Source organism: Streptomyces sp. NPDC090445, assembly GCF_044769385.1.
Classification (GTDB): Bacteria; Actinomycetota; Actinomycetes; order Streptomycetales; family Streptomycetaceae; genus Streptomyces.
The window spans coordinates 38,167-64,210 of record NZ_JBIVXV010000002.1 but is presented as its reverse complement, the minus strand read 5'-3'; the positions used below and the strand labels follow the sequence as shown (position 1 = coordinate 64,210).

General features: G+C 74.5%; 18 protein-coding genes and 1 pseudogene. 9 read left to right on the top strand and 10 right to left on the bottom strand.

The features are described 5' to 3' along the window. Positions 1–3: 3 nt before the first annotated feature. The 6 genes from trpM (at position 4) to ACIQUT_RS04955 (ending at position 6,233) form a co-directional block, all read left to right on the top strand. On the top strand, positions 4–216 hold the full coding sequence (trpM, locus tag ACIQUT_RS04980; RefSeq protein WP_256987859.1) for a tryptophan biosynthesis modulator TrpM: 213 nt from the start codon (positions 4–6) through the stop codon (positions 214–216). A 215-nt stretch (positions 217–431) separates the two neighbouring features. Continuing rightward, complete coding sequence (trpB, locus tag ACIQUT_RS04975) at positions 432–1,682, top strand: tryptophan synthase subunit beta (RefSeq protein ID WP_403559498.1); 1,251 nt, start codon at positions 432–434, stop codon at positions 1,680–1,682. Next, positions 1,679–2,512 (top strand): tryptophan synthase subunit alpha, encoded by an 834-nt coding sequence (trpA, locus tag ACIQUT_RS04970; RefSeq protein ID WP_403559495.1) that lies wholly within the window; start codon positions 1,679–1,681, stop codon positions 2,510–2,512. The genes trpB and trpA overlap by 4 nt, the downstream gene beginning before the upstream one ends. Before the next feature lie 104 nt (positions 2,513–2,616). Further along, on the top strand, positions 2,617–3,537 hold the full coding sequence (locus ACIQUT_RS04965) for a DsbA family protein (RefSeq protein WP_403559493.1): 921 nt from the start codon (positions 2,617–2,619) through the stop codon (positions 3,535–3,537). 197 nt (positions 3,538–3,734) lie between these two features. Further along, the gene (gene lgt, locus ACIQUT_RS04960; RefSeq protein ID WP_403559490.1) at positions 3,735–4,724 is read left to right on the top strand and encodes a prolipoprotein diacylglyceryl transferase; all 990 of its coding nucleotides are present in this window, start codon (positions 3,735–3,737) and stop codon (positions 4,722–4,724) included. A 159-nt stretch (positions 4,725–4,883) separates the two neighbouring features. Beyond that, the gene (locus ACIQUT_RS04955) at positions 4,884–6,233 is read left to right on the top strand and encodes a glycosyl hydrolase family 28-related protein (protein WP_403559487.1); all 1,350 of its coding nucleotides are present in this window, start codon (positions 4,884–4,886) and stop codon (positions 6,231–6,233) included. A gap of 15 nt (positions 6,234–6,248) precedes the next feature. Here the strand turns inward: ACIQUT_RS04955 and ACIQUT_RS04950 are convergent, their stop codons facing one another. The 7 genes from ACIQUT_RS04950 to ACIQUT_RS04920 are packed head-to-tail and all read right to left on the bottom strand — an operon-like array spanning position 6,249 to position 14,245. After that, on the bottom strand, positions 6,249–7,070 hold the full coding sequence (locus ACIQUT_RS04950) for an HpcH/HpaI aldolase/citrate lyase family protein (RefSeq protein WP_403559484.1): 822 nt from the start codon (positions 7,068–7,070) through the stop codon (positions 6,249–6,251). Continuing rightward, entirely contained in the window at positions 7,067–8,287 is a 1,221-nt protein-coding gene (locus ACIQUT_RS04945) for a CaiB/BaiF CoA transferase family protein (RefSeq protein WP_403559481.1), read from the bottom strand. The genes ACIQUT_RS04950 and ACIQUT_RS04945 overlap by 4 nt, the downstream gene beginning before the upstream one ends. After that, on the bottom strand, positions 8,284–9,189 hold the full coding sequence (gene rbsK, locus ACIQUT_RS04940) for a ribokinase (protein ID WP_403559478.1): 906 nt from the start codon (positions 9,187–9,189) through the stop codon (positions 8,284–8,286). The genes ACIQUT_RS04945 and rbsK overlap by 4 nt, the downstream gene beginning before the upstream one ends. Beyond that, the gene (locus ACIQUT_RS04935) at positions 9,186–10,688 is read right to left on the bottom strand and encodes an ADP-ribosylglycohydrolase family protein (protein WP_403559476.1); all 1,503 of its coding nucleotides are present in this window, start codon (positions 10,686–10,688) and stop codon (positions 9,186–9,188) included. Before ACIQUT_RS04935 ends, rbsK begins: the two co-directional genes overlap by 4 nt. Beyond that, positions 10,685–11,827, bottom strand: coding sequence for an ADP-ribosylglycohydrolase family protein (locus ACIQUT_RS04930; RefSeq protein WP_403559473.1), 1,143 nt, complete (start codon positions 11,825–11,827; stop codon positions 10,685–10,687). Before ACIQUT_RS04930 ends, ACIQUT_RS04935 begins: the two co-directional genes overlap by 4 nt. 7 nt (positions 11,828–11,834) lie before the next feature. After that, positions 11,835–13,241 carry an ADP-ribosylglycohydrolase family protein gene (locus ACIQUT_RS04925; protein ID WP_403559470.1) on the bottom strand — a complete coding sequence of 469 codons (1,407 nt, stop codon included), beginning with the start codon at positions 13,239–13,241 and terminating at the stop codon, positions 11,835–11,837. Then, positions 13,238–14,245: an ADP-ribosylglycohydrolase family protein gene (locus ACIQUT_RS04920; protein WP_403559467.1), complete on the bottom strand. Its 1,008-nt coding sequence runs from the start codon at positions 14,243–14,245 to the stop codon at positions 13,238–13,240. Before ACIQUT_RS04920 ends, ACIQUT_RS04925 begins: the two co-directional genes overlap by 4 nt. A 282-nt stretch (positions 14,246–14,527) precedes the next feature. Here ACIQUT_RS04920 and ACIQUT_RS04915 point away from each other — a divergent pair, with 282 nt between their 5' ends. From ACIQUT_RS04915 to ACIQUT_RS04905, 3 genes are all read left to right on the top strand, one after another. Beyond that, positions 14,528–15,259, top strand: coding sequence for a VIT1/CCC1 transporter family protein (locus ACIQUT_RS04915; RefSeq protein WP_403559463.1), 732 nt, complete (start codon positions 14,528–14,530; stop codon positions 15,257–15,259). A gap of 430 nt (positions 15,260–15,689) precedes the next feature. Next, complete coding sequence (gltB, locus tag ACIQUT_RS04910) at positions 15,690–20,231, top strand: glutamate synthase large subunit (protein WP_403560574.1); 4,542 nt, start codon at positions 15,690–15,692, stop codon at positions 20,229–20,231. Further along, the gene (locus ACIQUT_RS04905) at positions 20,224–21,687 is read left to right on the top strand and encodes a glutamate synthase subunit beta (protein ID WP_403559460.1); all 1,464 of its coding nucleotides are present in this window, start codon (positions 20,224–20,226) and stop codon (positions 21,685–21,687) included. The genes gltB and ACIQUT_RS04905 overlap by 8 nt, the downstream gene beginning before the upstream one ends. A 152-nt stretch (positions 21,688–21,839) precedes the next feature. Here ACIQUT_RS04905 and ACIQUT_RS04900 read toward each other — a convergent pair. From ACIQUT_RS04900 to ACIQUT_RS04890, 3 genes and pseudogenes are all read right to left on the bottom strand, one after another. Then, a pseudogene (locus ACIQUT_RS04900) lies at positions 21,840–22,555 on the bottom strand (GntR family transcriptional regulator). Beyond that, a complete protein-coding gene (locus tag ACIQUT_RS04895) occupies positions 22,525–22,962 on the bottom strand; it encodes a hypothetical protein (protein WP_403559458.1) in 438 nt (145 codons plus the stop codon). Before ACIQUT_RS04895 ends, ACIQUT_RS04900 begins: the two are co-directional and overlap by 31 nt. A gap of 51 nt (positions 22,963–23,013) precedes the next feature. Beyond that, a complete protein-coding gene (locus ACIQUT_RS04890; protein WP_403559455.1) occupies positions 23,014–25,959 on the bottom strand; it encodes an AAA family ATPase in 2,946 nt (981 codons plus the stop codon). Positions 25,960–26,044: the final 85 nt, after the last annotated feature.

The window sequence follows — 26,044 nt, the reverse complement described above, 5'->3', positions numbered from 1 at the left end:
CCCATGCCCACCCGCCGCCCCTCCGTCCGCACCCGCCCGGGCCACGGCCCGGCCGCCGGCGTGCCGACGGCCCACGCGCCCCTGGCGCGCGGCTGCCGCCCCCGCGGCTGCCGCGCCCCGGCCCGGCGCGTCCACGGGCGGCGGGTGCGGTACGTGATCGGCTCCGAACCCGGCCAGGTCAACGGCATGCGATGGCGTCGCGGAGACGCGCTGTAGCGGACCGCCCCGCCCGGCAGGCACACCCTGCCGCGGGCCCCTCCGCACGCCCCCAGCCCCGTGCAGGCCGGCCCGTCCGGCCGCCCCGGGGCGCGGGCCCCCGCACCGTACCCACCCACACCCCCGCGCGGGGTGTGGTGTGCGTGTCACGGGCGGGCGGCGCACTACGGTGACCACCACCCGCCGCACCACGCATCCCGTAGGAGTGACTGGGCATGTCCAGCGCCAGCGAGTTCTTCATCCCGGACCCGGAGGGTCACGTCCCCGACGCCGAGGGCTACTTCGGCGACTTCGGCGGCAAGTTCATCCCGGAGGCGCTCGTCGCCGCCGTGGACGAAGTGGCCGTCGAGTACCGCAAGGCCAAGGACGACCCGGCCTTCGCGGCCGAACTGAACGACCTCATGGTCAACTACACCGGCCGCCCCAGCGCCCTGACCGAGGTGCCGCGCTTCGCCGAGCAGGCCGGCGGCGCCCGGATCTTCCTCAAGCGCGAGGACCTCAACCACACCGGCTCGCACAAGATCAACAACGTGCTGGGGCAGGCGCTGCTCACCAAGCGCATGGGCAAGACCCGCGTCATCGCCGAGACCGGCGCCGGCCAGCACGGCGTGGCCACCGCCACCGCCTGCGCCCTCTTCGGCCTCGACTGCACCATCTACATGGGCGAGGTCGACACCCAGCGCCAGGCCCTGAACGTGGCCCGCATGCGCATGCTCGGCGCCGAGGTCATCGCCGTGAAGTCCGGCTCGCGCACCCTCAAGGACGCCATCAACGAGGCCTTCCGCGACTGGGTCGCCAACGTCGACCGCACCCACTACCTCTTCGGCACCGTCGCCGGCCCGCACCCCTTCCCGGCCATGGTCCGCGACTTCCACCGCGTCATCGGCGTCGAGGCCCGCCGCCAGATCCTGGAGCGCACCGGCCGCCTGCCCGACGCCGTCGCCGCCTGCGTCGGCGGCGGCTCCAACGCCATCGGCCTCTTCCACGCCTTCATCCCCGACACCGAGGTCCGCCTCGTCGGCTTCGAGCCCGCCGGGCACGGCGTCGAGACCGGCGAGCACGCGGCCACCCTCACCGCCGGCGAGCCCGGCATCCTGCACGGCTCCCGCTCGTACGTCCTCCAGGACGAGGAGGGCCAGATCACCGAGCCGTACTCCATCTCGGCCGGCCTGGACTACCCCGGCATCGGCCCGGAGCACTCCTACCTCAAGGACACCGGCCGCGGCGAGTACCGCGCGGTCACCGACGACGCCGCCATGCAGGCCCTGCGCCTGCTCTCGCGCACCGAGGGCATCATCCCGGCCATCGAGTCGGCCCACGCCCTCGCCGGCGCCCTGGACCTCGGCCGCGAGCTGGGCGAGGACGGCCTGATCGTGGTCAACCTCTCCGGCCGCGGGGACAAGGACATGGACACGGCCGCCCGCTACTTCGGGCTGTACGACAACGCCGAGGGGGAGTCGAAGTGAGCAACGAGAAGACCGGCCGCATCCAGCTGCTGAGCGACACCCTCGCCAAGGCGAAGGCCGAGGACCGCGCCGCCCTCGTCGCCTACCTCCCGGCGGGCTTCCCGACCGTCGACGGCGGCATCGAGGCCGTCAAGGCCGTCATCGCGGGCGGCGCCGACATCGTCGAGGTCGGCCTCCCGCACAGCGACCCCGTCCTCGACGGCGCCGTCATCCAGACCGCCGACGACATCGCCCTCCGCGGCGGCGTCAAGATCGCCGACGTGCTGCGCACCGTCCGCGAGGCCCACGAGGCGACCGGGGCCCCGGTCCTGGTGATGACGTACTGGAACCCGATCGACCGGTACGGCGTGGAGCGGTTCGCCACCGAGCTCGCCGCGGCCGGCGGCGCCGGCTGCATCCTGCCGGACCTGCCGGTCCAGGAGTCCGCGCTGTGGCGCGAGCACGCCGACAGGCTCGGTCTGGCCACCGTCTTCGTCGTCGCCCCCAGCAGCAAGGACGAGCGCCTGGCGACCATCACGGCAGCCGGTTCCGGTTTCGTCTACGCCGCCTCCCTGATGGGCGTCACCGGCACCCGCGAGTCGGTCGGCCACGAGGCCCAGGAGCTGGTCCGCCGCACCCGCACCACCGCCGGTGGCCGTGGGCTCCCGGTGTGCGTGGGCCTCGGCGTCTCCAACGCCGTCCAGGCCAAGGAGGTCGCCGGCTTCGCCGACGGGGTGATCGTCGGCTCGGCGTTCGTGAAGCTGCTGCTGGACGCGCCGGACCTGCCGGCCGGGCTGGCGGCCGTACGGGCGCTGGCGGGCGAACTTGCGGAAGGCGTACGCAGGAGCTGACCCGGGCGCGGGCCCCGCGGAGGTTCTGTAGCCCGATCGGGTGGATCTGGGGGCAGGGAGGCACGGGAGTGCCTCCCTGCTTCGTTTGGCCGACCGTGAGCGAGATGAACGACGGTGCGAACCGCCAAGCGAAGCGATCGGCCCGGGAGCGGCTCCAAGCGGAGCGCGAGCGGGAGAGGAAGAAGGACAAGCGCCGGCGGACGCTCGTCGTGGCGACGGCGGTCGTCGGCGTACTGGCCCTGGCGGCCGTCGTCGGCCTGATCGCGGCCAACGCCGGCAAGGGCGGCAAGGACACGGCGGGCCCGGTGGCCGTCCCCTCCGGGGCCGCCGGCAAGGACGCCCTCGCCATCCCGACCGGCAGCAGCGAGGCCAAGTCCACCCTGACCGTGTGGGAGGACTTCCGCTGCCCTGCCTGCAAGTCCTTCGAGGTCAACTACAAGGACACGATCCACGAGCTGGAGGCCAAGGGCCTGCTCAAGGGCGAGTACCACCTGGTCACCCTGATCGACGGGAACATGGGCGGCAGCGGCTCCCTCAAGGCCGCCAACGCCGCCGCGTGCGCGCAGGACGCCGGGAAGTTCACCGAGTACCACGACGTGCTGTTCCAGAACCAGCCGGAGGAGACCGACGACGCCTACGGCAGCAACGCGAAGCTGATCGAGCTGGCCGGCAAGGTGGAGGGGCTGGACACCCCCGCCTTCCGCGAGTGCGTCGAGAAGGGGACGCACAACAGCTGGGTGGCCAAGTCGCACGAGGCGTTCCGGGCCGGGGACTTCCGCGGCACCCCGACCATCCAGCTGAACGGCAAGGACCTCTTCGCCGACCAGGCCAACCCGATCACCCCGCAGAAGCTGAAGGAGCAGGTGGAGGCCGCGGCGAAGGGCACCGCCACCACCGGCGGCGGAAAGGCCTCGGCGTCCCCGTCGGCATCGGCCTCCTCCGGGGCTTCCGCTTCGGCCTCGCCGGGGTCGCGGGCGAAGGGCTCCGGCTCCGGCACCGGCTCCGGCTCCGGTACCGGCGGCTAGCGGACCGGGGGCTCGTCCGCGGAGGCGACAGGGGCGGCCGGGCAGGGCTGACGCCCGGCCGGGCGCGGCCGGCGCACGGCCCGGCGGAACGAGACGGTCCGGTCCGGGAGCGCCGTGCACGCCAGGTGTCGATTTGATGGCAGCTTGCCGGGCGGGTTGCGATCCGCACCGCCCGGCAGGGTAGCGTCGGTCCTGCCATGGAACTTGCCTACATCCCCAGCCCGTCGACCGGCGTGGTCCACCTCGGACCGATCCCGCTGCGCGGCTACGCGTTCTGCATCATCATCGGTGTCTTCGTCGCCGTCTGGCTCGGCAACAAGCGCTGGATCGCACGCGGCGGAAAGCCGGGCACGGTCGCGGACATCGCCGTGTGGGCGGTCCCGTTCGGCCTGGTCGGCGGCCGCCTCTACCACGTGATCACCGACTACCAGCTGTACTTCGGCGAAGGCCGCAACTGGGTCGACGCCTTCAAGATCTGGGAGGGCGGCCTCGGCATCTGGGGCGCGATCGCGCTGGGCGCGCTCGGCGCCTGGATCGGCTGCCGCCTCCGCGGCATCCCGCTGCCCGCCTGGGCCGACGCCCTGGCCCCCGGCATCGCCCTGGCCCAGGCCATCGGCCGGTGGGGCAACTGGTTCAACCAGGAGCTCTACGGGCGCGCCACCGACCTCCCGTGGGCGCTGAAGATCAGCGACGGCGCCAACCGCGTCGCCGGCACCTACCACCCGACCTTCCTGTACGAGTCGCTGTGGTGCCTCGGCGTCGCCGGGCTGGTGCTGTGGGCCGACAAGCGGTTCAAGCTCGGCCACGGCCGCGCCTTCGCTCTGTACGTGGCCGCGTACTGCCTGGGCCGCGTCTGGACCGAGTACCTGCGGGTCGACGAGGCCCACCTCGTCCTCGGCCTGCGCCTCAACGTCTGGACCTCGATCGTCGTCTTCCTGCTGGCCGTGATCTACTTCGTGTTCTCCGCGAAGCTGCGCCCGGGTCGCGAGGCGGTCGTCGAGCCCGACCGCGGCCCCTCCGGGGACGCCGCGGCGAAGGCCGGGGACACCAAGGCCGGGGTCCTCAAGGCCGGGGATGCGAAGGCCGCCGAGGCCAAGGCCGCCGAGGCCAAGGCGGGCGGCGCGAAGCCCGCCCAGGCGAAGGGGGCGGACGCGAAGCCCGCCGACGCGGAGGCCAAGAAGCTCTGACCCGGTCGGCCGGTCCGGTCCGGGCCCTGCCCGCCACCGGACCCCGCCGGGCAGCACACCGCCGAGAGGGGCGCCACGCCGCAGCGTGGCGCCCCTCTCGCCGTTCCCCCGTTTGGCATGATCACCCCCGAAGATCCACATCGTGAGGGGCGGGACGACATGACCGAGCGCCGCAAGGTGCTGCTGACCGGGGCCGCAGCCGTCGCCGGACTGGCCGGGGCGGCCTCCATATCCGCCGCCGCACCGGCCGCCGCGGCATCGGTTCCGGACTGGTTCGACGTCAAGGCGTACGGCGCCGTCGGCGACGGCGCCACCGACGACGCGCCCGCCGTCCAGCGGGCCCTGGACGCCGCCCGCGCCGCCGGCGGCGGTACGGTCCACTTCCCGGCCGGCAGCTATCTCGTCCGGCCCGCCGCCGGGAAGACCGCGGCCCTCAGCGTCGACGGCGACGGGATCCGCCTGACCGGCTCCGGCGCCAAGACCTCCACCCTGGTCAAGGGCGCCGACTGCACCCTGCTGAAGATGTCCGGCACCGGCCCCGCCTACTCCACGGGCGCCACCCACCGCCGCTACTGCTCGATCGAGAACCTCGGCTTCAACGGCAACCGCAAGACCGGCCTGCTGCTGGAGCTCTACTACAACAACAACTCGTACTTCCGCGACGTCTTCATGTCGGCCAACAACGACATGTGCATCGACGCCGTGGAATTCTGGGACTCCCGCTTCTACAACCTCGTCATCGAGGAGTGCACCGGCCCGGCCGGCAGCACCAAGCAGCCCAACATCTGGCTGCGCAACGCCTCCTCCGCCACCCAGGGCTCCTGGGGCCACAGCGAGGACAACGTCAACCAGATCCACTTCATCGGCTGCCGCCTGGAGGCCTTCGGCACCGGCGCGCTGTGGATCGGCCAGGGCGCCGTCACCACCAACAACCCCAACGGGATCTACCTCACGGACTGCAAGTTCGAGACCTCCCGCATGCAGGGCGGCCCCCACCTGAAGACCGATGCCGGCTGCCGGCACGTCTACGCCACGAACATCTACTGCTACGCCGGCGACTTCGCGGCCGGAGCCCCCGCCACCGCGCAGAACATCATCGCCTGGGCGGCCGCCGCGAGCGCCCTGGAGAACGTGGTCATCGCCAACGGCGGCAAGCCCACCGTCAACGCCGGTGTCGCCCTCTACTCCGGTCCCGGCTCCACCGCCGTGCTCCGCAACGTCGTCGGCCACTACGAGACCGCACCCGCCGGCCCGCACATTTACTACGAGCAGTCGAGCAGCGGCGACTTCCGGGTCGAGAACAGCTACGGAACCAAGGGCGGCCAGTCCGGCGGCACCGTCCCCGTCAGGAACGCCGCCAACCCGCCGCTGCGCCTGGTCCCCGGCCCGGTCACCGACGCCTCCTTCACCCGGCAGCCGGTGGACGGCACGATGGCCGTCGACTCGGCGAACAAACGGCTGTACGTCCGCGTCGGCGGCCAGTGGCTCTGGTCGCCCCTCAACACCTGACCGCGGGCGGGGCCGTCAGGAGAAGGCCGGCGACTCCCGGCGGGACAGGGCGACGACCCGCTCCGCGCCGGCCAGGACCGCCGGGTCGACGAACCGGCCGTCGGGCAGGGCCACCGCCCCCGGGCTGCGCCGCGCCGCGGCGACGATCTCCTCGGCGGCGCTGACCTCCTCCGGGGCCGGCAGGTAGGCCCGCTCGATCACCGGCAGCTGCCGCGGGTGGATCGCCGCCCGGCCCAGGAAGCCCAGCGCCCGGCCCCGGGCGCAGGAGGCGGCGAGCGCCTCCATGTCCCGGATGTCGGGGAACACCGACTGGGCGGGCGGGGGCAGCCCGGCGGCCCGGGCGGCGACCACCACCCGCGAGCGCGGCCAGTCCAGCCCCGCCTCCGCGCTGATGCCCAGGTCGGCGCGGAGGTCGGCCTCCCCGAGGGACAGCCCGCGCAGGGCGGGGTGCGCGCGGGCGATCTCGTACGCCCGCTCCACGGCCAGCGCCGACTCCAGCAGGGCGTGCAGGGCCACCCCGCCGGTGCGGTCGGCGGCCTGGACGATCTGCTCCGGGGCGGTGATCTTCGGCAGCCGCAGCCCGGCCAGCCCCCGCTTCCCCGTCAGCGCGGCGAGGTCGGCGCCGCCCCAGGGGGAGGCGAGGGCGTTGACGCGGACGTGGACGGCGACCGGGGGCCGCTCGGCGAGCAGCTCGGCGGTGGCCGCCCGCGCGTACTCCTTGCGGGACGCCGACACGGCGTCCTCCAGGTCGACGATGACGGCGTCGGCCCCCGAGCGCAGGGCCTTGGCGACCACCTCCGGGCGGTCACCGGGTACGTAGAGCCAGGTCAGGATCACAGTGCCCCCTCCAGCCGGAGTGCGCTGATCTCGGCCTCGGTCAGGCCGAGTTCGGTGAGGACGGCGTCGGTGTCCGCGCCGTGCGGGCGGCCCGCCCAGCGGATCGCGCCCGGGGTCTCGGACAGCCGGAACAGGATGTTCTGCATCCGGAGCGGGCCGAGCTCCGGATCCTCGACCTCGGTGACCGTGTCCAGGGCCGCGAACTGCGGATCGGCGAGGACGTCCCGTACGTCGTACACCCGGGCGATCGCCGCCTCGGCCTCCTCGAAGGCGGTGACGACGTCGTCGGCCTTGTGGCGGGCGATCCAGTCGCCGACGGCCTCGTCGAGCACGGGCGCGTGCGCGGCCCGGCCCGAGCCGGTCGCGAACCACGGCTCGGCCGCCAGCTCGGGCCGGCCGACGAGCCGCAGCACCCGCTCCGCCACGGACTGCGCCGACGTCGACACCGCCAGCCAGCGGCCGTCGGCGCTGCGGTAGGTGTTGCGGGGGGCGTTGTTGACGGAGCGGTTGCCGGTGCGCGGCTGGACGTAGCCGAGCTGGTCGTACCAGAGCGGGTGCGGGCCCAGCACGGTCAGGATCGGCTCGATGATCGCCAGGTCCACGACCTGCCCGCGGCCGGTGCGGTCGCGTCCGGCGAGGGCCGTCATCACGGCGTACGCACAGGTCAGCGCCGCGATCGAATCGGCGAGTCCGAACGGCGGCAGGGTCGGCGGGCCGTCCGGCTCCCCGGTGATCGCGGCGAAGCCGCTCATCGCCTCGGCGAGGGTGCCGAAGCCGGGCCGGCGGGCGTACGGGCCCTGCTGGCCGAAGGCCGTGACGCGGGCCAGGACCAGCCGCGGGTTGGCGGCGGACAGCTCGTCCCAGCCCAGGCCCCACCGCTCCAGGGTGCCGGGGCGGAAGTTCTCGACGACCACGTCCGCGGTGGCGGCCAGCCGCAGCAGGGTGTCCCGGCCGCCGGGGGTGGACAGGTCGAGGGTCATCGTCCGCTTGTTCCGGCCCAGCAGCTTCCACCACAGGCCGATCCCGTCCTTGGCGGGGCCGTGCCCGCGGGAGGGGTCGGGGCGGCCCGGATGCTCGACCTTGACCACCTCGGCCCCGAAGTCGCCGAGCAGCGTGGCGGCGAGCGGCCCGGCGAACAACGTGGCGAGATCGAGCACCCGCAGCCCGGCCAGCGGCCCGCCCCCGGGGGCCGCCGTCCCGTCCGGCGGCGGGGTCATGAGGCGGCGCCGGCGGCGAAGGCCGCGTCGGTCTCCGCCCGTGCCGGCATCGAGTCCTGGGCCCCGGGCCGCTGCACCGACAGGGACGCCGCCGTCGCCGCCCACGCCAGCGCCTCCCGTACCGGCCGGCCCTCGCCCAGCGCCACCGCCAGCGCCCCGGCGAACGTGTCCCCGGCCGCCGTGGAGTCCACCGCCCGCACCCGCGGCGCGGGCACCGTGTACGGCTCCCGCCCCCGCGCCGCGTACAGCGCGCCCGCCGCGCCCAGCGTGACCACCACCTCCGGGACCCGCCCCAGCAGTGCCGCGGCCGCCTGGCGGGGGTCCGTCAGGCCGGTCAGCGCCGCCGCCTCGTGCTCGTTGGGCACCAGCAGGTCCACCGAGGCCAGCAGCTCCGCCGGCAGCGGCTGCGCCGGGGCGGGCGTCAGCACCGTCCGCACGCCGTGCGCGCGGGCCACCCGGGCGGCCGCCCCGACCGCGGACAGCGGCACCTCCAGCTGGAGCAGCAGCGCCCCGGCGGCGGCGATCCGCGCCTCGTCGCCCTCCTCCAGGCCCGTCACGCGGGCGTTGGCACCCGGGATGACGATGATGCTGTTGCCGCCCTCGTCGTCGACCGTGATGTGCGCGGTGCCGCTGGCGCCCTCCACGGTGCGCAGGCCCGCCGTGTCGACCCCGGCCGCGGTGAGCGCGGAGCGCAGCCGTACGCCGAACTCGTCGGCGCCGACCGCGCCGATCATCACCACCTGCGCCCCCGACCGGGCGGCGGCCACGGCCTGGTTGGCGCCCTTGCCGCCGGGGACGGTGCGGAACGCGCGGCCGGTGACGGTCTCCCCGAGGCGGGGGGCCTTCGGTACGTAGGCGACGAGGTCCATGTTCGTACTGCCGAGCACGGCGATGGCCGTCATGAGCGTGCTGCCTCCTGTGCGGTGAGCCGGGCGAGGGTGTCGAAGCCGATGCCGTCGAAGCCGGCGACGGTGGTGGCCAGGCGGTTCTTCAGGGGCGCGGCCCAGCGGTCCGGGACCCGGCCGGCCACCAGGGCGGCGATCGAGCCGGCGGTCGCCCCGTTGGAGTCGGTGTCCCAGCCGCCGGAGACGGCACGGCACACCGAGCGGGTGAAGTCGCCGTCGGCGTGGGTCAGGGCGGCGGCGACGAGGGCGGTGTTGGGGACGGAGTGGACCCAGTGGTAGTGACCGTAGCGGGCGTGCAGCCGGTCCACGACGCGGTCGAAGTCCCGTTCCCCGCGCGCCGCCCGGATCGCGTGCCGGACGGCCTCGGCGAGGCGCGCCCCCGGTGGTACGACGGCCAGCCCGGCCCGCAGCGCGGTGTGGACGTCGGCCCGGCCGGAGGCCGCCTCCGCGATCGCCGCCGCCGCGAACAGGGCGGCGTACAGGCCGTTGCCGGTGTGGCTGAGCGAGGCGTCCCGCCAGGCCTGCTCGGCGGCGGCCCGCGGATCGCCGGGGTTGGTCCAGCCGTGCACGTCGGCGCGGATGAGGGCGCCGATCCACTCCCGGAACGGGTTGTGGTGGGTGGCGGTCGCCGGGGGCTCCAGCCCGAGCAGCAGGTTCCGGTACGCGATGCGCTCGGCGGTGAAGGCCCGGCCGGCCGGGAGCTCGTCCAGCCACAGCCGGCCGACGTCGGCGGTGGTGAAGCGGCGGCCGTGGCGGCGCAGGAGCAGCAGGTTCAGCAGCGGGTAGTCGAGGTCGTCGTCCTCGGGCGTGCCGTCGATGTTCTCGGCGAGGGAGGTGGCGGCGGAGCGGCGGTTCCACGGGTACGCGGCCAGCAGGGCGGGCGGCACGCCGCGGGCGGTGAACCAGTCGTCCAGCGGCCAGTTCCCGGCCGCCCGGGCCAGCGCCCGGATCCCCTCCAGCGGCAGCTTCTCCACGGGCTTGCCGAGCACGCAGCCCACGGCCCGCCCGACCCAGGCCGCCTCAAGCCGCCCGCGCAGCCCACCGTCCGACCCCCCGCGGCTCCCGCCCCAGGCGGGCCCGGCTGCGGCGGGCCTCCCGGCGGGTGCGCCCCCGCCGCCGTCCGCCCCGGTGCGCCCGGTCGCGGTGGGGGCCGCCCCGGTGGGTTCGGCGGGCGGTCGGGGGATGGGCCCAGGGCCCGGGGCGGGGACGCAGGCGGCGGCGACGGCCGGCCAGGCGGACGGCTCGGCGGCGGCCGACGGGCGGGGGAGGGCGGCCAGTTCGGTCAGGAGGCGGGCGGCCAGGTCGCGGAGCCCCGGCGGGCCCGGGTCGGCGGAGGCGCCGGCCCGGGCGGGGGCCGGGCGGCCGCCCGCGGCCAGCCAGCGGCGCAGCAGCGGTTCCGCGTCCCGCCCGTCCTCGGCGGCCTGCCGCAGCTCGTGGCCGACGAGGTCCTCCGGCTGCACCCAGGTCAGCCGCAGCCCGCCCGGGGCGCCCGTCACAGGGCCGCGATCGTCGCGAAGGCCGCCTCGTGGGCGCGGCGCCGCGACCGGTCCAGGGCGAAGACCTCCCGGGCCACCGCGGCCAGCGCCGCCGCCGGCGCGTGCAGGTCGAGCCGGCTGGCCTCGGCGACCTGCTTCGCCCAGCCCGCCGGGACCGCGGCCTCCCCCGCCAGCGCCCCGGCGACCGCCCCCGCCATGGTGGCGATGGAGTCGCAGTCCCGCCCGTAGTTGACCGCCCCGAGCACCGCTTCCTCGTACGCGCCGTCCGCGACGACCAGCATGCCGAGCGCGACCGGCAGTTCCTCGATCGAGTGCAGCCGGGACGGCCGCCGGGCGCCCAGCGACGGCGCGCGGTAGTCGTCGCCGACCGAGTCGTACGGGGCCACCGCCGCCCGCAGCGGCCCCAGCGCCGACTCGAAGTCCCGGTGGCGCCCGGCCGCTTCGCAGACCGCCTCGATCGCGGCCCGCGTGCCGTCCTTGGCCAGCGCGAGCGCGGCGTCCACCACCGACGACACCGTCGCCCCCGGCGCGCACGCCGCCGCCACCGCCGCCGCGAGGACACCCGCGGCCTCCCGCCCGTACGAGGACTGGTGGGCGGCGGAGACGTCCAGCGCCTCCGCGTACGCGCCCGCCGGATTGCCCGCGTTGACGATGCCGACCGGCGCCATGTACATCGCCGCACCGCAGTTGACGATGTTCCCGCTGCCCGCCTCGCGCGGATCGGCGTGCCCGTAGTGCAGGCGGGCCACGATCCACTTCTCGGCGAGGAAGATCCGCTGGAGGGGGAGGGCCTCGGCCTCCAGCTCGGGGATCCAGCGCGGCCGGGTCATCAGGTCCGGGACGAGGTGCTCGGCGACCGCGTACGCGTCCAGGTGGTCCCGTACGGCCTCGTAGACCCGGACCAGGGCGTGCGTCATCAGGGTGTCGTCGGTGACGTGGCCGTCGCCCTTGTGGTACGGGGCGACGGGCCGGGCGGTGCGCCAGTCCTCGTACCAGGGGCCGACGATGCCGTGGACGCGGCCGCCGTGGCGCTGCGCGATCAGGTCCGGGGACCAGCCCTCCACCGGGCCGCCGAGGGCGTCGCCGACGGCGGCCCCGACGAGGCAGCCTGCCGCCCGGTCTTCCAGAGTGAGCGTCATGTCCGAATCATCCCTTGGGTGAGGTGAGTTCCGTGCGAGCGAGCAGCGCGGCGAGTTCGACGAGGTCCGTGCCGGCGAGGCGGGGCAGGGCGCAGCCGGACAGGACGCGGCAGGCATCGCGCCAGGCGGCGGGGATCGCGTCGCCGCCGCCGAGGGCGCCGGTGAGCGCGCCGGCGAGGGCGGGGGCGGAGTCCGCGACGCGGGACAGGCACGCCGCGGCCGGGACGGCGTCGACCGCCCGGCCGCGGGCGGCGGTGGCCAGGGCGAGGGCGACCGGGACGGTCTCGGCGGCGGCGATGCCGTAGCTGTAGACGTGGTCGACGATCTCGTGTTCGAGGGTCGGGACGATGGCGAAGGCGCCGCCGCCCTCCGTGTGCGTACGGGCGAGCTTCACGGCGTGGCGGGCGTTGCGGCCGATCTCGGTGGCCCCGGGCAGCTGGGCGAGGGCGGCCTCGACGGCGCTGTCGGTGTCCGCGCCCGCGAGGGCGGCGGCGAGGGCGGCGGCCATGGCGCGGGCACCGTGGACGCCGTCGCCGTCCTGGGTGTAGCGGGCGTCGAACTCGGCGAGGTCGGCCGCGGCCTCCGGGTCGCCGGGGTGGACGACGGCGAGGACGCAGGCACGGACGCAGGCGGCGTCGTCGAAGTAGTGCGGGTTGTCGTGGCCGGTGGCGGGCGGGCGCAGCCCGGCGGCGAGATTGCCGAGGCCGGCCCGTACGGAGATCCGTGCCCGCAGCGGCAGCACGGCGGACTCGACCTCGGGGGCGCGCTCCGCCGCGGCGGCGATCTCGCTGGCCAGGGCGTTCCAGGCGAGGTCGATCGCGGCCCGCATCCGGCGGGACGGGCCGAGGTCGCTGAGCAGCCCCTCGCCGGCGGTGAGCACCGACTCGGCTGCGAACGCCGCCCACTCGGCGTCGTCCGACGGGCCGAGGAGCAGGGGCTCCGGCGGCTGGTTCAAGGCGATGGGGACGGGGAGGGTGGTGGTGGCGTTCTGCTCGGCGAACGTATCCAGCTCCCGGGTGAGCCGGCGGGTCCACTGGGGCATCCGGCTGGCCCGGTGCCGGGCGGCGGGCCACCCGGCGGCGTCCCCCACGGCCAACCCGATCAGCAACCCCTCGATCCGCCCCCGCCACACCTCCCCACCCCGGCCCGCGCCGCCCCCGCGCCCCCGGCCCGCCACGGCCGCGAGCCCGCCGCCCGCCACGGTCCCGAGCCCGCCGCCCGCCCCGGCCGGGGGCGCGCTGCCCGCCAGGGCGGGCGGGGGCCCTGCGGGGGCCGCCGCCCGTGGAACGACCACGGCGTCGGCGGGGGCTGCCTGCGGTACGGGGGTGTCGCCGTCGGCGGGGGACCAGAACGCGCGGGCCGGAGCCGGGGCGGTCGGCGGTGCGGGCGGGGCGGGGTCCTGGGGTGGGGTCATCGGGGGGTCTCGGATTCCGGGGTGAGGAGGTCGGCGACGTCCAGGACGTGGTAGCCGCGCATCGAGGGCAGGCACCGGCCGCGCACCGGCCCGATCGCCGACGCCCACGCCCCGGGGATCGCGCCGACGCCGCGCAGCGCCCCGGCGAGGGCGCCCGCCACGGCCGCCGTGGTGTCCGCGTCGCGGCCCATGTTCACCGCGGTCAGGACCGAGTCGGCGAAGTCCCCCCGGCAGGCGGCGAACGCCCCGAAGGCCAGGCCGACGGCCTCCGGGGCCAGGTCCGTCCACGGGTAGCCGCCGATGACCACCGCGGAGCGCACGGCCCGTTCGCCGCGCGGGGCGGCGGTGGCGGCCCGGCGCAGGGAGCGGGCGGTCCAGGAGTCGGACGGGATGACCGAGAGGGCGGCGGAGACGACCGACGCGGGCCCGGCGCCGGCCATCGCCGCGGCGACGCCCGCCGCGACGGCCTGGCCGCCGTAGATGCCCTCCCCGTCGTGGCTGACGGTGCCGTCGATCGCGACGAGCCGGGCGGCCTCGGCCGGCCGCCCCGCCGCGAACACCCCGAACGGCGCCGCCCGCATCGCCAGGCCGTCCGACCAGGCGTGCCGGTGCTGCGCGGAGATGGGCGCCGCGAGGCCCCGCCGCAGGTTCTCCAGCGTGCCCCGCTCGGAGAATCCCGCCCCGCGGAACGGGCCCTCGTCCAGGTCGGCGATCCAGTGGTGCCAGGCGCGCTCCACGTGCGCGACGGTGAGCGCCGACCCGTGCCGGGCCAGCAGCAGCCCCGAGAAGATCGCGTACTCGGTGTCGTCCGTGCCCGTCGGGTCCTCGGTGACGAAGCCCTCGATCCGGCCCCATCTCGCGCGGATCTCCGACGGTTTCATGTTCTCTGCGGGGGCGCCCAGCGCGTCGCCCACCGCGAGGCCCAGGAGGGCGCCCCTGGACCGTTCGAGGAGGACCTGCGGGGGGCAGGGACTGCCCGGAGTGCATGCGGCGGTCAGCTCCATGGCGCGCGCCTCTCCATCCGAAGGGGTCCATCCGAGGGGGCTGGACGGGGCCCTCACGACCCCTAGGGGGATTTGTGTCATGACATGCGGTTTGCCGGTCGTCGCGAAACACCCCGGCCGCGCCGTCGTCACCCGGTCGCCGACCCGCAAATGCCCAGGTAAGTACGGCCTTCCTTGCTGGCGGGCAACAGAAATCGTGCGTAGTTTCGAGGTGTTGAGGGGGAGGGGAGCGTGCCAGGGCTCCCGTGTGCCCCCGTACGGACAAAAGGGGAGATACGTCGCATGTCCATCATCGACACCGAAGCGCCGCTGCACACGGCCCACCGGGACAACCACACCCACCGGGACGTCAACGGCGGCTGGCTGCGGCCGGCCGTGTTCGGTGCCATGGACGGGCTCGTCTCCAACCTCGCCCTGATGACCGGCGTGGCCGGCGGCGCCGTCGCCCCGCACGCCGTCGTCATCACCGGGCTGGCCGGCCTCGCCGCCGGCGCCTTCTCGATGGCCGCGGGCGAGTACACCTCCGTCGCCTCGCAGCGCGAGCTGGTCCTCGCCGAACTCGACGTCGAACGGCAGCAGTTGCTGGGGCACCCCGTCGACGAGATGGAGGAGCTGGCCGAGCTGTACGTCTCCCGCGGCGTCACCCCGGCCCTCGCCCGCGAGGTCGCCATGCAGCTGTCCCGCGACCCCGACCAGGCCCTGGAGATCCACGCCCGCGAGGAGCTCGGGATCGACCCCGACGACCTGCCGTCGCCGCTGGTCGCCGCGGCGTCCTCGTTCGGCTCCTTCGCGCTCGGCGCGCTGCTGCCCGTCCTGCCCTACCTGCTCGGCGCCACGGCCCTGTGGCCCGCGGTGCTGCTCGCCCTGGCCGGACTCTTCGCCTGCGGGGCCGTCGTCTCCAAGGTCACCGCCCGGTCCTGGTGGTCCAGCGGCCTCCGACAGCTGCTCCTGGGTGGCGCGGCCGCCGGTGTGACGTACATCCTGGGAACCTGGATCGGCACAGCCATAGGCTGACCGCGCATCGAATGAGACACTATGCAGAGCACAACATAAGTAGTTCGTTACCCGGCGGTTTCGATCCCGTGTCCGCCGGGCATCACAGCAGGGCGCGCCGGGCAACGATGCCCACCTTCTTCGCGCCGGGAACCAGCCCGGCGTCGTGCCACCGCACGCGCCGCAACCCACCCTGACCTGCTACGACACACTCCCGCAGGACCCTGCGGGACCCCGGAACACCCCTTCTCTGCCCCGTGCGGTGTCCACATGCTGAAACGCCGATATCCGCTTCCCGGGATGGCAGCCATCATGTAACCTGCACGAAATTTCGCAGAGGGCCAACGTCGTCCCTCGGCTATGCACCAATGCCACGACGACGACGGGAGAGCCGATGCGTTCCGCATCCACGCACTCCGCGACCGGCCCCAGCAACACCGCCTGGTCGCCCATGGACGGTCGCCCCGCCCGACAGGGCATGTACGACCCGCGCAACGAGCACGACGCCTGCGGCGTCGGCTTTGTGGCCAACCTCAGCGGCGAGGCCGGCCACACGCTGGTCGAGCAAGCGCTGACCGTACTGCGGAACCTCGAGCACCGCGGCGCCACCGGCTCCGAGCCGGACTCGGGCGACGGAGCCGGCATCCTCTGCCAGGTCCCGGACGCCTTCCTCCGCGAGGCCACCGGATTCGAGCTCCCCGAAGCCGGCGCGTACGCCGTCGGCATCGCCTTCCTCCCCGCCGACGGCACCGCACAGGCCGCCGCCGTGGAGCAGATCGAGGCCATCGCCGCCGAGGAGAACCTCACCGTCCTCGGCTGGCGCGAGGTCCCGGTCACCCCCGAGCTGCTCGGCAACGGCGCCCGCGCCACCATGCCGGCCTTCTCCCAGCTCTTCGTCGCCGACGGCGAGAACACCGGGATCGCCCTCGACCGCAAGGCGTTCGTGCTGCGCAAGCGCGCCGAACGCGAGGCCGGGGTCTACTTCCCCTCGCTGTCCGCCCGCACCATCGTCTACAAGGGCATGCTGACCACCGGCCAGCTGGAGCCCTTCTTCCCCGACCTCTCCGACCGCCGCTTCGCCTCGGCGCTCGCCCTGGTCCACTCCCGGTTCTCCACCAACACCTTCCCGTCCTGGCCGCTCGCCCACCCGTACCGGTTCGTCGCCCACAACGGCGAGATCAACACGGTCAAGGGCAACCGGAACTGGATGCGGGCCCGCGAGTCCCAGCTCGTCACGGATGCCTTCGGGCAGGGCGCCCTCGACCGGATCTTCCCGATCTGCACCCCGGACGCCTCCGACTCCGCCTCCTTCGACGAGGTCCTGGAGCTCCTGCACCTCGGCGGCCGCTCCCTGCCCCACGCCGTGCTGATGATGATCCCGGAGGCCTGGGAGAACCACACCTCCATGGACCCGGCCCGCCGCGCCTTCTACCAGTACCACTCCACGATGATGGAGCCCTGGGACGGCCCGGCCTGCGTCACCTTCACCGACGGCACCCAGGTCGGCGCGGTCCTCGACCGCAACGGGCTGCGCCCCGGCCGCTACTGGGTCACCGACGAGGGCCTCGTCGTGCTCTCCTCCGAGGTCGGCGTCCTCGACATCGACCCCGCCAGGGTCGTCCGCAAGGGCCGCCTCCAGCCGGGCCGCATGTTCCTCGTCGACACCGCCCAGAACCGGATCATCGAGGACGACGAGATCAAGGCCGGGCTGGCCGCCGCCGCCCCGTACGCCGAATGGCTCGACTCCGGCGAGATCGAGCTGACGGACCTGCCCGAGCGCGAGCACGTCGTGCACACCCACGCCTCGGTCACCCGCCGCCAGCAGACCTTCGGCTACACCGAGGAAGAACTCCGCGTCATCCTCGCGCCGATGGCCCGCGCCGGCGCCGAGCCGATCGGCTCCATGGGCACCGACTCCCCGATCGCCGCCCTCTCCGAGCGGCCCCGGCTCCTCTTCGACTACTTCACCCAGCTCTTCGCGCAGGTCACCAACCCGCCGCTGGACGCCATCCGCGAGGAGCTCGTCACCTCGCTCGTGTCCTCCCTCGGACCGCAGGGCAACCTGCTGGAGCCCACCGCCGCGTCCTGCCGCAGCGTCACGCTCCCCTTCCCGGTGATCGACAACGACGAGCTGGCCAAGCTCATCCACATCAACGCCGACGGCGACATGCCCGGCATGAAGGCCGCCACCCTCTCCGGCCTCTACCGGGTCTCCGGCGGCGCCGACGCCCTCGCCGCTCGGATCGCCGGGATCCGCGCCGAGGCCGACGCCGCCATCGCGGGCGGCGCCCGCCTCATCGTCCTCTCGGACCGGCACTCCGACGCCGAGCACGCGCCGATCCCGTCGCTGCTGCTCACCGCCGCAGTGCACCACCACCTCATCGCCACCAAGCAGCGCACCCAGGTGGGCCTGCTGGTCGAGGCCGGCGACGTCCGCGAGGTCCACCACGTCGCCCTCCTCATCGGCTACGGCGCCGCCGCCGTCAACCCGTACCTCGCCATGGAGTCCGTCGAGGACCTGCTGCGCGACGGCACGTTCATCGAGGGCATCGAGCCCGAGAAGGCCATCCGGAACCTGATCTACGCCCTCGGCAAGGGCGTCCTGAAGGTCATGTCCAAGATGGGCATCTCCACCGTCGCCTCCTACCGCGGCGCCCAGGTCTTCGAGGCCGTCGGCCTCGACGAGCAGTTCGTCGAGACCTACTTCCAGGGCACCGCCACCAAGATCGGCGGCGCCGGCCTCGACGTCATCGCCAGGGAAGTCGCCGCCCGCCACGCCAAGGCCTACCCGGCCTCCGGGATCGCCCCCGCGCACCGCGCGCTGGAGATCGGCGGCGAGTACCAGTGGCGCCGCGAGGGCGAGCCGCACCTGTTCGACCCGGAGACGGTCTTCCGCCTCCAGCACGCCACCCGCAACCGCCGGTACGACATCTTCAAGAAGTACACGGACCGGGTGAACGAGCAGTCCGAGCGCCTCATGACGCTCCGCGGCCTCTTCGCCTTCAAGAGCGACCGCCCCGCCGTCTCCGTGGACGAGGTCGAACCCGTCTCCGAGATCGTCAGGCGGTTCTCCACCGGCGCCATGTCGTACGGCTCCATCTCCAAGGAGGCGCACGAGAACCTCGCCATCGCCATGAACCGGCTGGGCGGCAAGTCCAACACCGGTGAGGGCGGCGAGGACCCGGACCGCCTGTACGACCCGGCCCGCCGGTCGTCGATCAAGCAGGTCGCCTCCGGCCGCTTCGGCGTCACCTCCGAGTACCTGGTCAACGCGGACGACATCCAGATCAAGATGGCCCAGGGCGCCAAGCCCGGCGAGGGCGGCCAGCTGCCCGGCCACAAGGTCTACCCGTGGGTCGCCAAGACCCGGCACTCCACCCCGGGCGTCGGCCTCATCTCCCCGCCGCCGCACCACGACATCTACTCCATCGAGGACCTCGCCCAGCTCATCCACGACCTCAAGAACGCCAACCCGGCCGCCCGCATCCACGTGAAGCTGGTGTCCGAGGTCGGCGTCGGCACGGTCGCGGCGGGCGTCTCCAAGGCCCACGCCGACGTCGTCCTCATCTCCGGCCACGACGGCGGCACCGGCGCCTCCCCGCTCACCTCGCTCAAGCACGCGGGCGGCCCCTGGGAGCTCGGCCTCGCCGAAACCCAGCAGACCCTGCTGCTCAACGGGCTGCGCGACCGGATCGTCGTCCAGACCGACGGCCAGCTCAAGACCGGCCGCGACGTCGTCATCGCCGCCCTCCTCGGCGCCGAGGAGTTCGGCTTCGCCACCGCGCCGCTCGTCGTCTCCGGCTGCGTCATGATGCGCGTCTGCCACCTCGACACCTGCCCCGTCGGCATCGCCACCCAGAACCCGGTCCTGCGCGACCGCTTCTCCGGCAAGCCCGAATTCGTCGTCAACTTCTTCGAGTTCATCGCCGAGGAAGTCCGCGAACTCCTCGCCGAGCTGGGCTTCCGCACCCTCGAAGAGGCCGTCGGCCACGCCGAACTGCTCGACACCGCCAAGGCCGTCACCCACTGGAAGGCGCAGGGCCTCGACCTGGAGCCGCTCTTCCACGTGCCCGGCCTGCCCGACGGCGCCGTCCGCCACGCCCTCGTCCCCCAGGACCACGGCCTGGAGAAGGCCCTCGACAACGAGCTGATCGAGCTCGCCGCCGACGCCCTCGGCGCGGCCACCGCCGAGGCGGCCCAGCCCGTCCGCGCCCAGGTCGCCATCCGCAACATCAACCGGACCGTCGGCACCATGCTCGGCCACGAGGTCACCAAGAAGTTCGGCGGCGCGGGCCTGCCCGCCGACACCATCGACCTCACCTTCACCGGCTCCGCCGGCCAGTCCTTCGGCGCCTTCCTGCCGAGCGGCGTCACCCTCCGCCTGGAGGGCGACGCCAACGACTACGTCGGCAAGGGCCTCTCCGGCGGCCGCATCGTCGTCCGCCCGGACCGCGCCGCCGACCACCTCGCCGAATACAGCACCATCGCCGGCAACACCATCGGCTACGGCGCCACCGGCGGCGAGATGTTCGTGCGCGGCCGCACCGGCGAACGGTTCTGCGTCCGCAACTCCGGCGCCCTGGTCGTCTCGGAAGGCGTGGGCGACCACGGCTGCGAGTACATGACCGGCGGCACCGCCGTCGTCCTCGGCGAGACCGGCCGCAACTTCGCGGCCGGCATGTCCGGCGGCGTCGCGTACGTCGTCGACCTCGACCCGCGGCAGGTCAACGCCGGCAACGCGGGGGCCGTCGAGGCCCCCTCCGACGAGGACAAGCAGTGGCTGCACGATGTGGTGCGCCGCCACGAGGAGGAGACCGGCTCGACCGTCGCCGCGAAGCTCCTCGCTGACTGGGACGCCGCGGCGGCCCGCTTCAGCAAGATCATCCCGACCACGTACAAGGCAGTGCTCGCCGCCAAGGACGCCGCTGAGCGGGCCGGACTCTCCGAGTCCGAGACCACCGAGAAGATGATGGAGGCGGCGACCCATGGCTGACCCGAAGGGCTTCCTCACCACCACCCGCCAGACCGCCTGCTCCCGCCCCGTCGAGGAGCGGCTCAAGGACTGGAACGAGGTCTACGTCCGCGGCTCCCTGCTCCCCATCATCAGCGAGCAGGCCGGCCGCTGCATGGACTGCGGCATCCCGTTCTGCCACAACGGCTGCCCGCTCGGGAACCTCATCCCCGAGTGGAACGACTACGCCTACCGCGAGGACTGGGCGGCCGCCTCCGAGCGCCTGCACGCCACCAACAACTTCCCCGAGTTCACCGGCCGCCTGTGCCCCGCCCCGTGCGAGTCGGCGTGCGTGCTCGGCATCAACCAGCCGGCCGTCACCATCAAGAACGTCGAGGTCTCCATCATCGACAAGGCGTGGGACAACGGCGGCGTCGCCCCGCAGGCCCCCGACCGCCTCTCCGGCAAGACCGCCGCCGTCATCGGCTCCGGCCCGGCCGGCCTCGCCGCCGCCCAGCAGCTCACCCGCGCCGGCCACACCGTCGTCGTGTACGAGCGTGCCGACCGCATCGGCGGCCTGCTGCGCTACGGCATCCCCGAGTTCAAGATGGAGAAGGTGCACATCAACCGCCGCATCGAGCAGATGCGCGCGGAGGGCACCAAGTTCCGCACCGGCATCGAGGTCGGCCGCGACATCACCGCCACCGACCTGCGCAAGCGGTTCGACGCCGTCGTCATCGCCGCCGGCGCCACCGTCTCCCGCGACCTGCCCGTCCCCGGCCGCGACCTGAACGGCATCCACTTCGCCATGGAGTACCTGCCGCTCGCCAACAAGGTCCAGGAAGGCGACTACGTCGCCCCGCCCCTCACCGCCGAGGGCAAGCACGTCGTCGTCATCGGCGGCGGCGACACCGGCGCCGACTGCGTCGGCACCGCCCACCGCCAGGGCGCCCTCTCCGTCACCCAGCTGGAGATCATGCCCCGCCCCAACGAGGAGCGGAACCCGGTCGCCCAGCCGTGGCCGACCTTCCCCATGCTCTACAAGGTCACCTCGGCCCACGAAGAGGGCGGCGAGCGGGTCTACTCCGTCTCCACCACCCACTTCGAGGGCGACGAGGACGGCAACGTCCAGGCCCTGCACCTGGTCGAGGTCGAATTCGTCGACGGCAAGCTCGTCCAGCGCGAGGGCACCGAGCGCCGCATCCCGGCCCAGCTCGTCACCCTCGCGATGGGCTTCACCGGCACCGACAAGTCCAACGGCCTGGTCGAGCAGTTCGGCCTGCAGCTGGACGAGCGCGGCAACATCGCCCGCGACGCCGCCTACGCCACCAACGTCGACGGCGTCTACGTCGCCGGCGACGCCGGCCGCGGCCAGTCCCTCATCGTGTGGGCCATCGCGGAGGGCCGCTCCGCGGCCCGCGGCGTCGACCGCTACCTGACGGGCAGCAGCACCCTCCCGTACCCGGTCAAGCCGACGGACCGCGCCTTGGCGGTCTGAGCACAGTCCGGCAGTACGACCTGCAGTACCCCTCCCGCTGACGCGGGAGGACCCCTCATACGGTCCGTACAACGGCGTGCGGAACTCGACACGGCGCCCGCCACCTTCCCCGACCAGGGACGGCGGGCGCCGTGGCGCGTGGGTGCGGCGCGTCAGGGCTCGGGCGTGAACTCGTACCGGAGTTCGTAGAGATGTCCGGCCTTCACCATGACCGTGACCTCCACGGGCCGGTCACCGTCTCCGTACACCGTGCGGAGCGTGCGCAGCACCGGCAGCTCACCCGGGAGGCGCAGGGCCCTGTACTGCTCCTGCGTGGCGACCCGGGCTGATACCCGGTCCACGCTGAGCGCGGAGGGAAGCCGAGCTCGGTCAGCAGGGTCGGCGTGCCGCCGCGGATCCGGCGGGCTTCGGCCAGGGGCGTGTTCCTGGCGATGTCCGGCGGATAGTACGAGCTCACGAGCTCGGCAGGCTCGCCGTCGACGCTGATCAGCTGTCGTCGGCACACTGCCGGGCTGCCTTCGGGCAGGCCGAGGGCCGTCGCAACGTCGCCCATGACGTGAACCTCGTCGACCGACAGCAGCGAGCTGCGCGCCACCGCCTGCCGGTCCGCGGCCTCGGTGAGCCACGGGTAGGCGGCTCCGGCCGCCGCCGGGGTGAGGGAGCCCGCCGGGCGTACGGTCCGCTGCCGGTTCTCGCGTACGGTCACTGCGGCGCCCGCCCGCCCGACGGCCAGTCCCTCGTCCTTGAGGAGCCGGACGGACTTCTGGATCGTCGCGTTGGAGGCGTCGAAGCGGGCTTTCAGCTGTACCGTCGAGGGCAGCTTGGCCGGGCCTGGTGTTACTCCGGCTGGACGACCGTCGCGCCCCAGCGTATGGACGGGGACGAGGCCGTCACCACGGCGTGGAAGCCGCCGTGGAGGCCCGTGCCCAGGGGGACCGTGATGCGGGCCGGGCTGCCGGCCGGGCAGGCGAGGGCGAAGGGGGCCGGGTTGCGGTCCGGATGCTCTTCGAGGCGGAAGGCCACCTCGATGCTGCCGCCGCCTTCGCAGGCGAAGGTGGTGTACGTGTCCAGCCGGGCGGCGAGGCCGCCCGAGACGAAGCCGCCGGAGCCCCTCTGCTCCTGCACCCAGATCAGCCCGTCGGGGCCGGGGTAGCCGATGAGTCCGTCCTGTGCCGAGGCCTGGCCCGCCCCGATCGTCATCGCCAGTGCCGCCGTCATCGCCGCCGTCGTTGCCGCTGTCGCTACGGACTTGCGGGGCCTCAACGTGCGCTTCATTTCTCCCCCTTGTGGTTTTCGTCGGGCCGGTCGGGCCCGGCTCGTACCACGCTAGGCGGTGCCACTGACAACGCCGGTGCGGGAGGCCGGGTGGGAGGTCGTGCGGGCCGTCAGGGCGGCCAGGGCCGAGCGGCTCGTGACGCCCGTCTTGCGGAAGATGTGGGAGAGGTGGGTGTCCACCGTGCGCGGGCTGAGGTACAGGCGCGCCGCGATGGCCGGGGTGGTGAGGCCCTCCGCGACCAGGGCCGCGATCTCCTGTTCGCGTCGGGTCAGACCCGGTAATCGGGGAGACCCCGCCGCCCCCGTCACTCGGGTCGGGCGCAGCAGGTCCGCCAGGCCCGTCAGGAGGTGGGCGCCGCCCGTTTCGGCCAGGCCGCGGCCGCGGCGCCACATCCGTTCCGCCGCGTCGGTGTCGCCCGACTCCGCCGTCAGGGACGAGCAGAGGAGCAAGGACTGCGCCTCCCACAGGGCTGCGCCGGAGCGGGCGGCCTCCTCCGCGGCCAGCGCGTAGCGCTGGGCCGCCGCGCCGGGGGAGCCCTGCCCGGCCAGGACCTGGCCCTCACTCCGCAGGGCCGACGCCCGCTGGACGGGCAGGTCCAGGTGGTCCGCCTCGCGGCGGGCCCGCTGCGCCCAGGCCTCGGCGCCGGCCAGGTCCCCCGCGCACACGGCCGCCGTGACCAGGACCTCCAGGAACAGCGGCCGCATCGACGGCTGCAGCCCGGCCAGGTCGGGCCCGCCCGCCCGGAGCATCGCCGAGCGGGCCCGCCGCGTGTCTCCGGCGTGCAGGGCGGCGTAGCCCATCACGCACCACGCCAGGGACGCCCACCAGCTGGTCCGCGGTCCGGCCGCGGCGACCGCCTCCTCGGCGGCGGCCAGCGCGAGGCCGTCGTCGGGCGGCTGGGCCGCGATCAGCACCTGCGCCTTGTTGGCCAGGACCAGCGCCAGCAGTTCGTCGCTGCCGATGCCGCGGGCGATGCTCTCGGCCTCGTCCGCCAGGTCCAGGGCCGAGCCGAGCCGGCACGAGTGCATGTGGACGTTCGCCTTGCACAGCAGCAGGTGCGGCAGCAGGTGCAGGGGCCCGCCCCGCCGCGCGATGGCCACGCCCCGGTCGGCGTGCCGCTCGGCGTCCTCGTACCGCTCCAGGTAGAACTCGGCCCAGCCGAGCCGGGCCAGCGGTTCGCACAGGTCCGCGAGGTCGCGGTCGGTGAGGGCGTCCACGCAGGCCCCGGCCCGGTCGGTGTACTCCCGGGCGGCGGGCAGGTTCCCGTCGTACGCCTCCCCGAGCGCCGAGATCGCCAGGGCGCCCGCCGCCGCCGGCTCGTCGCCGAGCGTGCGGGCCAGCTCGTACGTGCGCAGCACCTCCGGGCGGACGTCCCGGTACGCCGAGGAATGCGGCGCGGAGGAGCCCAGTTCCAGGCCGAGTGCCACCGCCTCGGCGGGCCCGGGGGCGGGTCGCCGCCGCAGCTCCCGGCGCAGGAGGGCGACCGAGGCCCGGTACTGGCCGAGGTGGCGCTCCATCGAGGCGCACAGGGTGACCGCGGCCGCCCGCACCCCGGCGGCGTCGCCCTCGTCCCGGGCGTGCAGGTCGTCCCGGCCGGCGTCGTCCGTCGTCGGTATCGTGGCGATCACCTCGTGGAGCAGGTCCCGGCTCTCGCGCAGGTTTCCGCAGACGCTGAGAGCCCGCGCCCGCTTCAGCATCAGCTCCCGACGCCGCGCGGTGTACCGGGGCGTGTCCGGCAGCACCCGCAGCACCACCCCCAGCCAGTGCGCACTGCTCGCCGGGGCCGTGGTCTCGGACTGCCCGGCCGCCTCCAGCAGGACATCGGCCAGGTCCGGGTCCCAGCCGGTCAGCGCCCGCTCCACGTGGTGGGCCCGTACGGACGCGGCCGCGCCGGCCCCGGCCAGCGCGGCGGCGGCCCGCCGGTGCATTCCGGCGCGCCGCCGGTACTCGGTGTTCTCGTGGACCACGGCCCGCAGCACCGGATGGCGCAGCGACCACCCGCCGCCCGGGCCCGGTCGCAGCAGGTCGCGGCGGGCCAGGGCGCTCAGGTCCGCGTGGAGCCCGGCCAGGTCGGGGGCCGCCAGGGTCAGGGCCAGCAGCGACGGCGTGCTGTGGTCGCCGAGCACGGCGGCGGCCTCGGCGGTGCGGCGCTGCGCGACGGTCAGCGGGGTCAGCTCGTCGAGCAGCAGGGTGGCGAGCCCGCCGGCCGGGACCGCGCTGCCGGACTGCCCCTGGAGCAGGGTCAGGAAGTACAGCGGGTTGCCCTCGCTGGCCGCGTACAGCCGGGCGGCCCGGTCGGGCGGCAGCCCGGCGGCGAGGTGTTCCACGCAGGCGTCCTCGGCGAGCGGCCCGAGGTCCAGGCACAGTACGGCCCCGGCGTCGACGCCCCGGGTGAGTGCGGCCGTGAGGGAGGGCGAGGTCTGCCGGTCCCGCCGGGCCCCGGCGATCACGACGGGCGCGCGCAGGGGGTGCCGTACGAGGTGGTCGAGGAGCTCCAGCGAGGCCGGGTCGGCCCAGTGCAGGTCGTCGAGGGCGATGAGGAGGCCGGTCCCGCCGCGCCCGGCCAGCTCGGCGAGCAGCCGGGCGGTCGCGCGGTGCGCGGCGAAGCGGTCCGCGGGACCTGCCCCGTCGACCCCCGGCGCGGCAGCCCGGGCCCCCGGCTCCGGCTCCCCGGCCGGCGCCCCCACCCCGTACAGAACGGGGGCGGCCGGCGACCGGGGGTCCAGGCCGTGCAGCAGGGCCGGGTCCAGGTCGGCGAAGGCGTCGGTGAACAGGCGGAACGGAATGTGTCGTTCGTACTCGGTGGCCCGGCCGCGCAGTACCGCCATCCCGCGGTCCGCGGCCCGTTCGCACAACTCGGTCAGCAGGCGGCTCTTGCCGATCCCCGCCGCGCCCGTCAGGTCGACGACGCCCGGCCGGCCTCCCCTCCCGTCGAGCACCGCCTCCAGCCGGTCCAGTTCGGCCCCCCGGCCAACCAGTGGAACCCTGTCCGTCATGGTGACCCTCCCCCCAGGAACTCCGGTACCCGCAATGGACGGCGGGGATACGTAGGCGGTTCTACGGATGCCGCTGCGGAGGCCG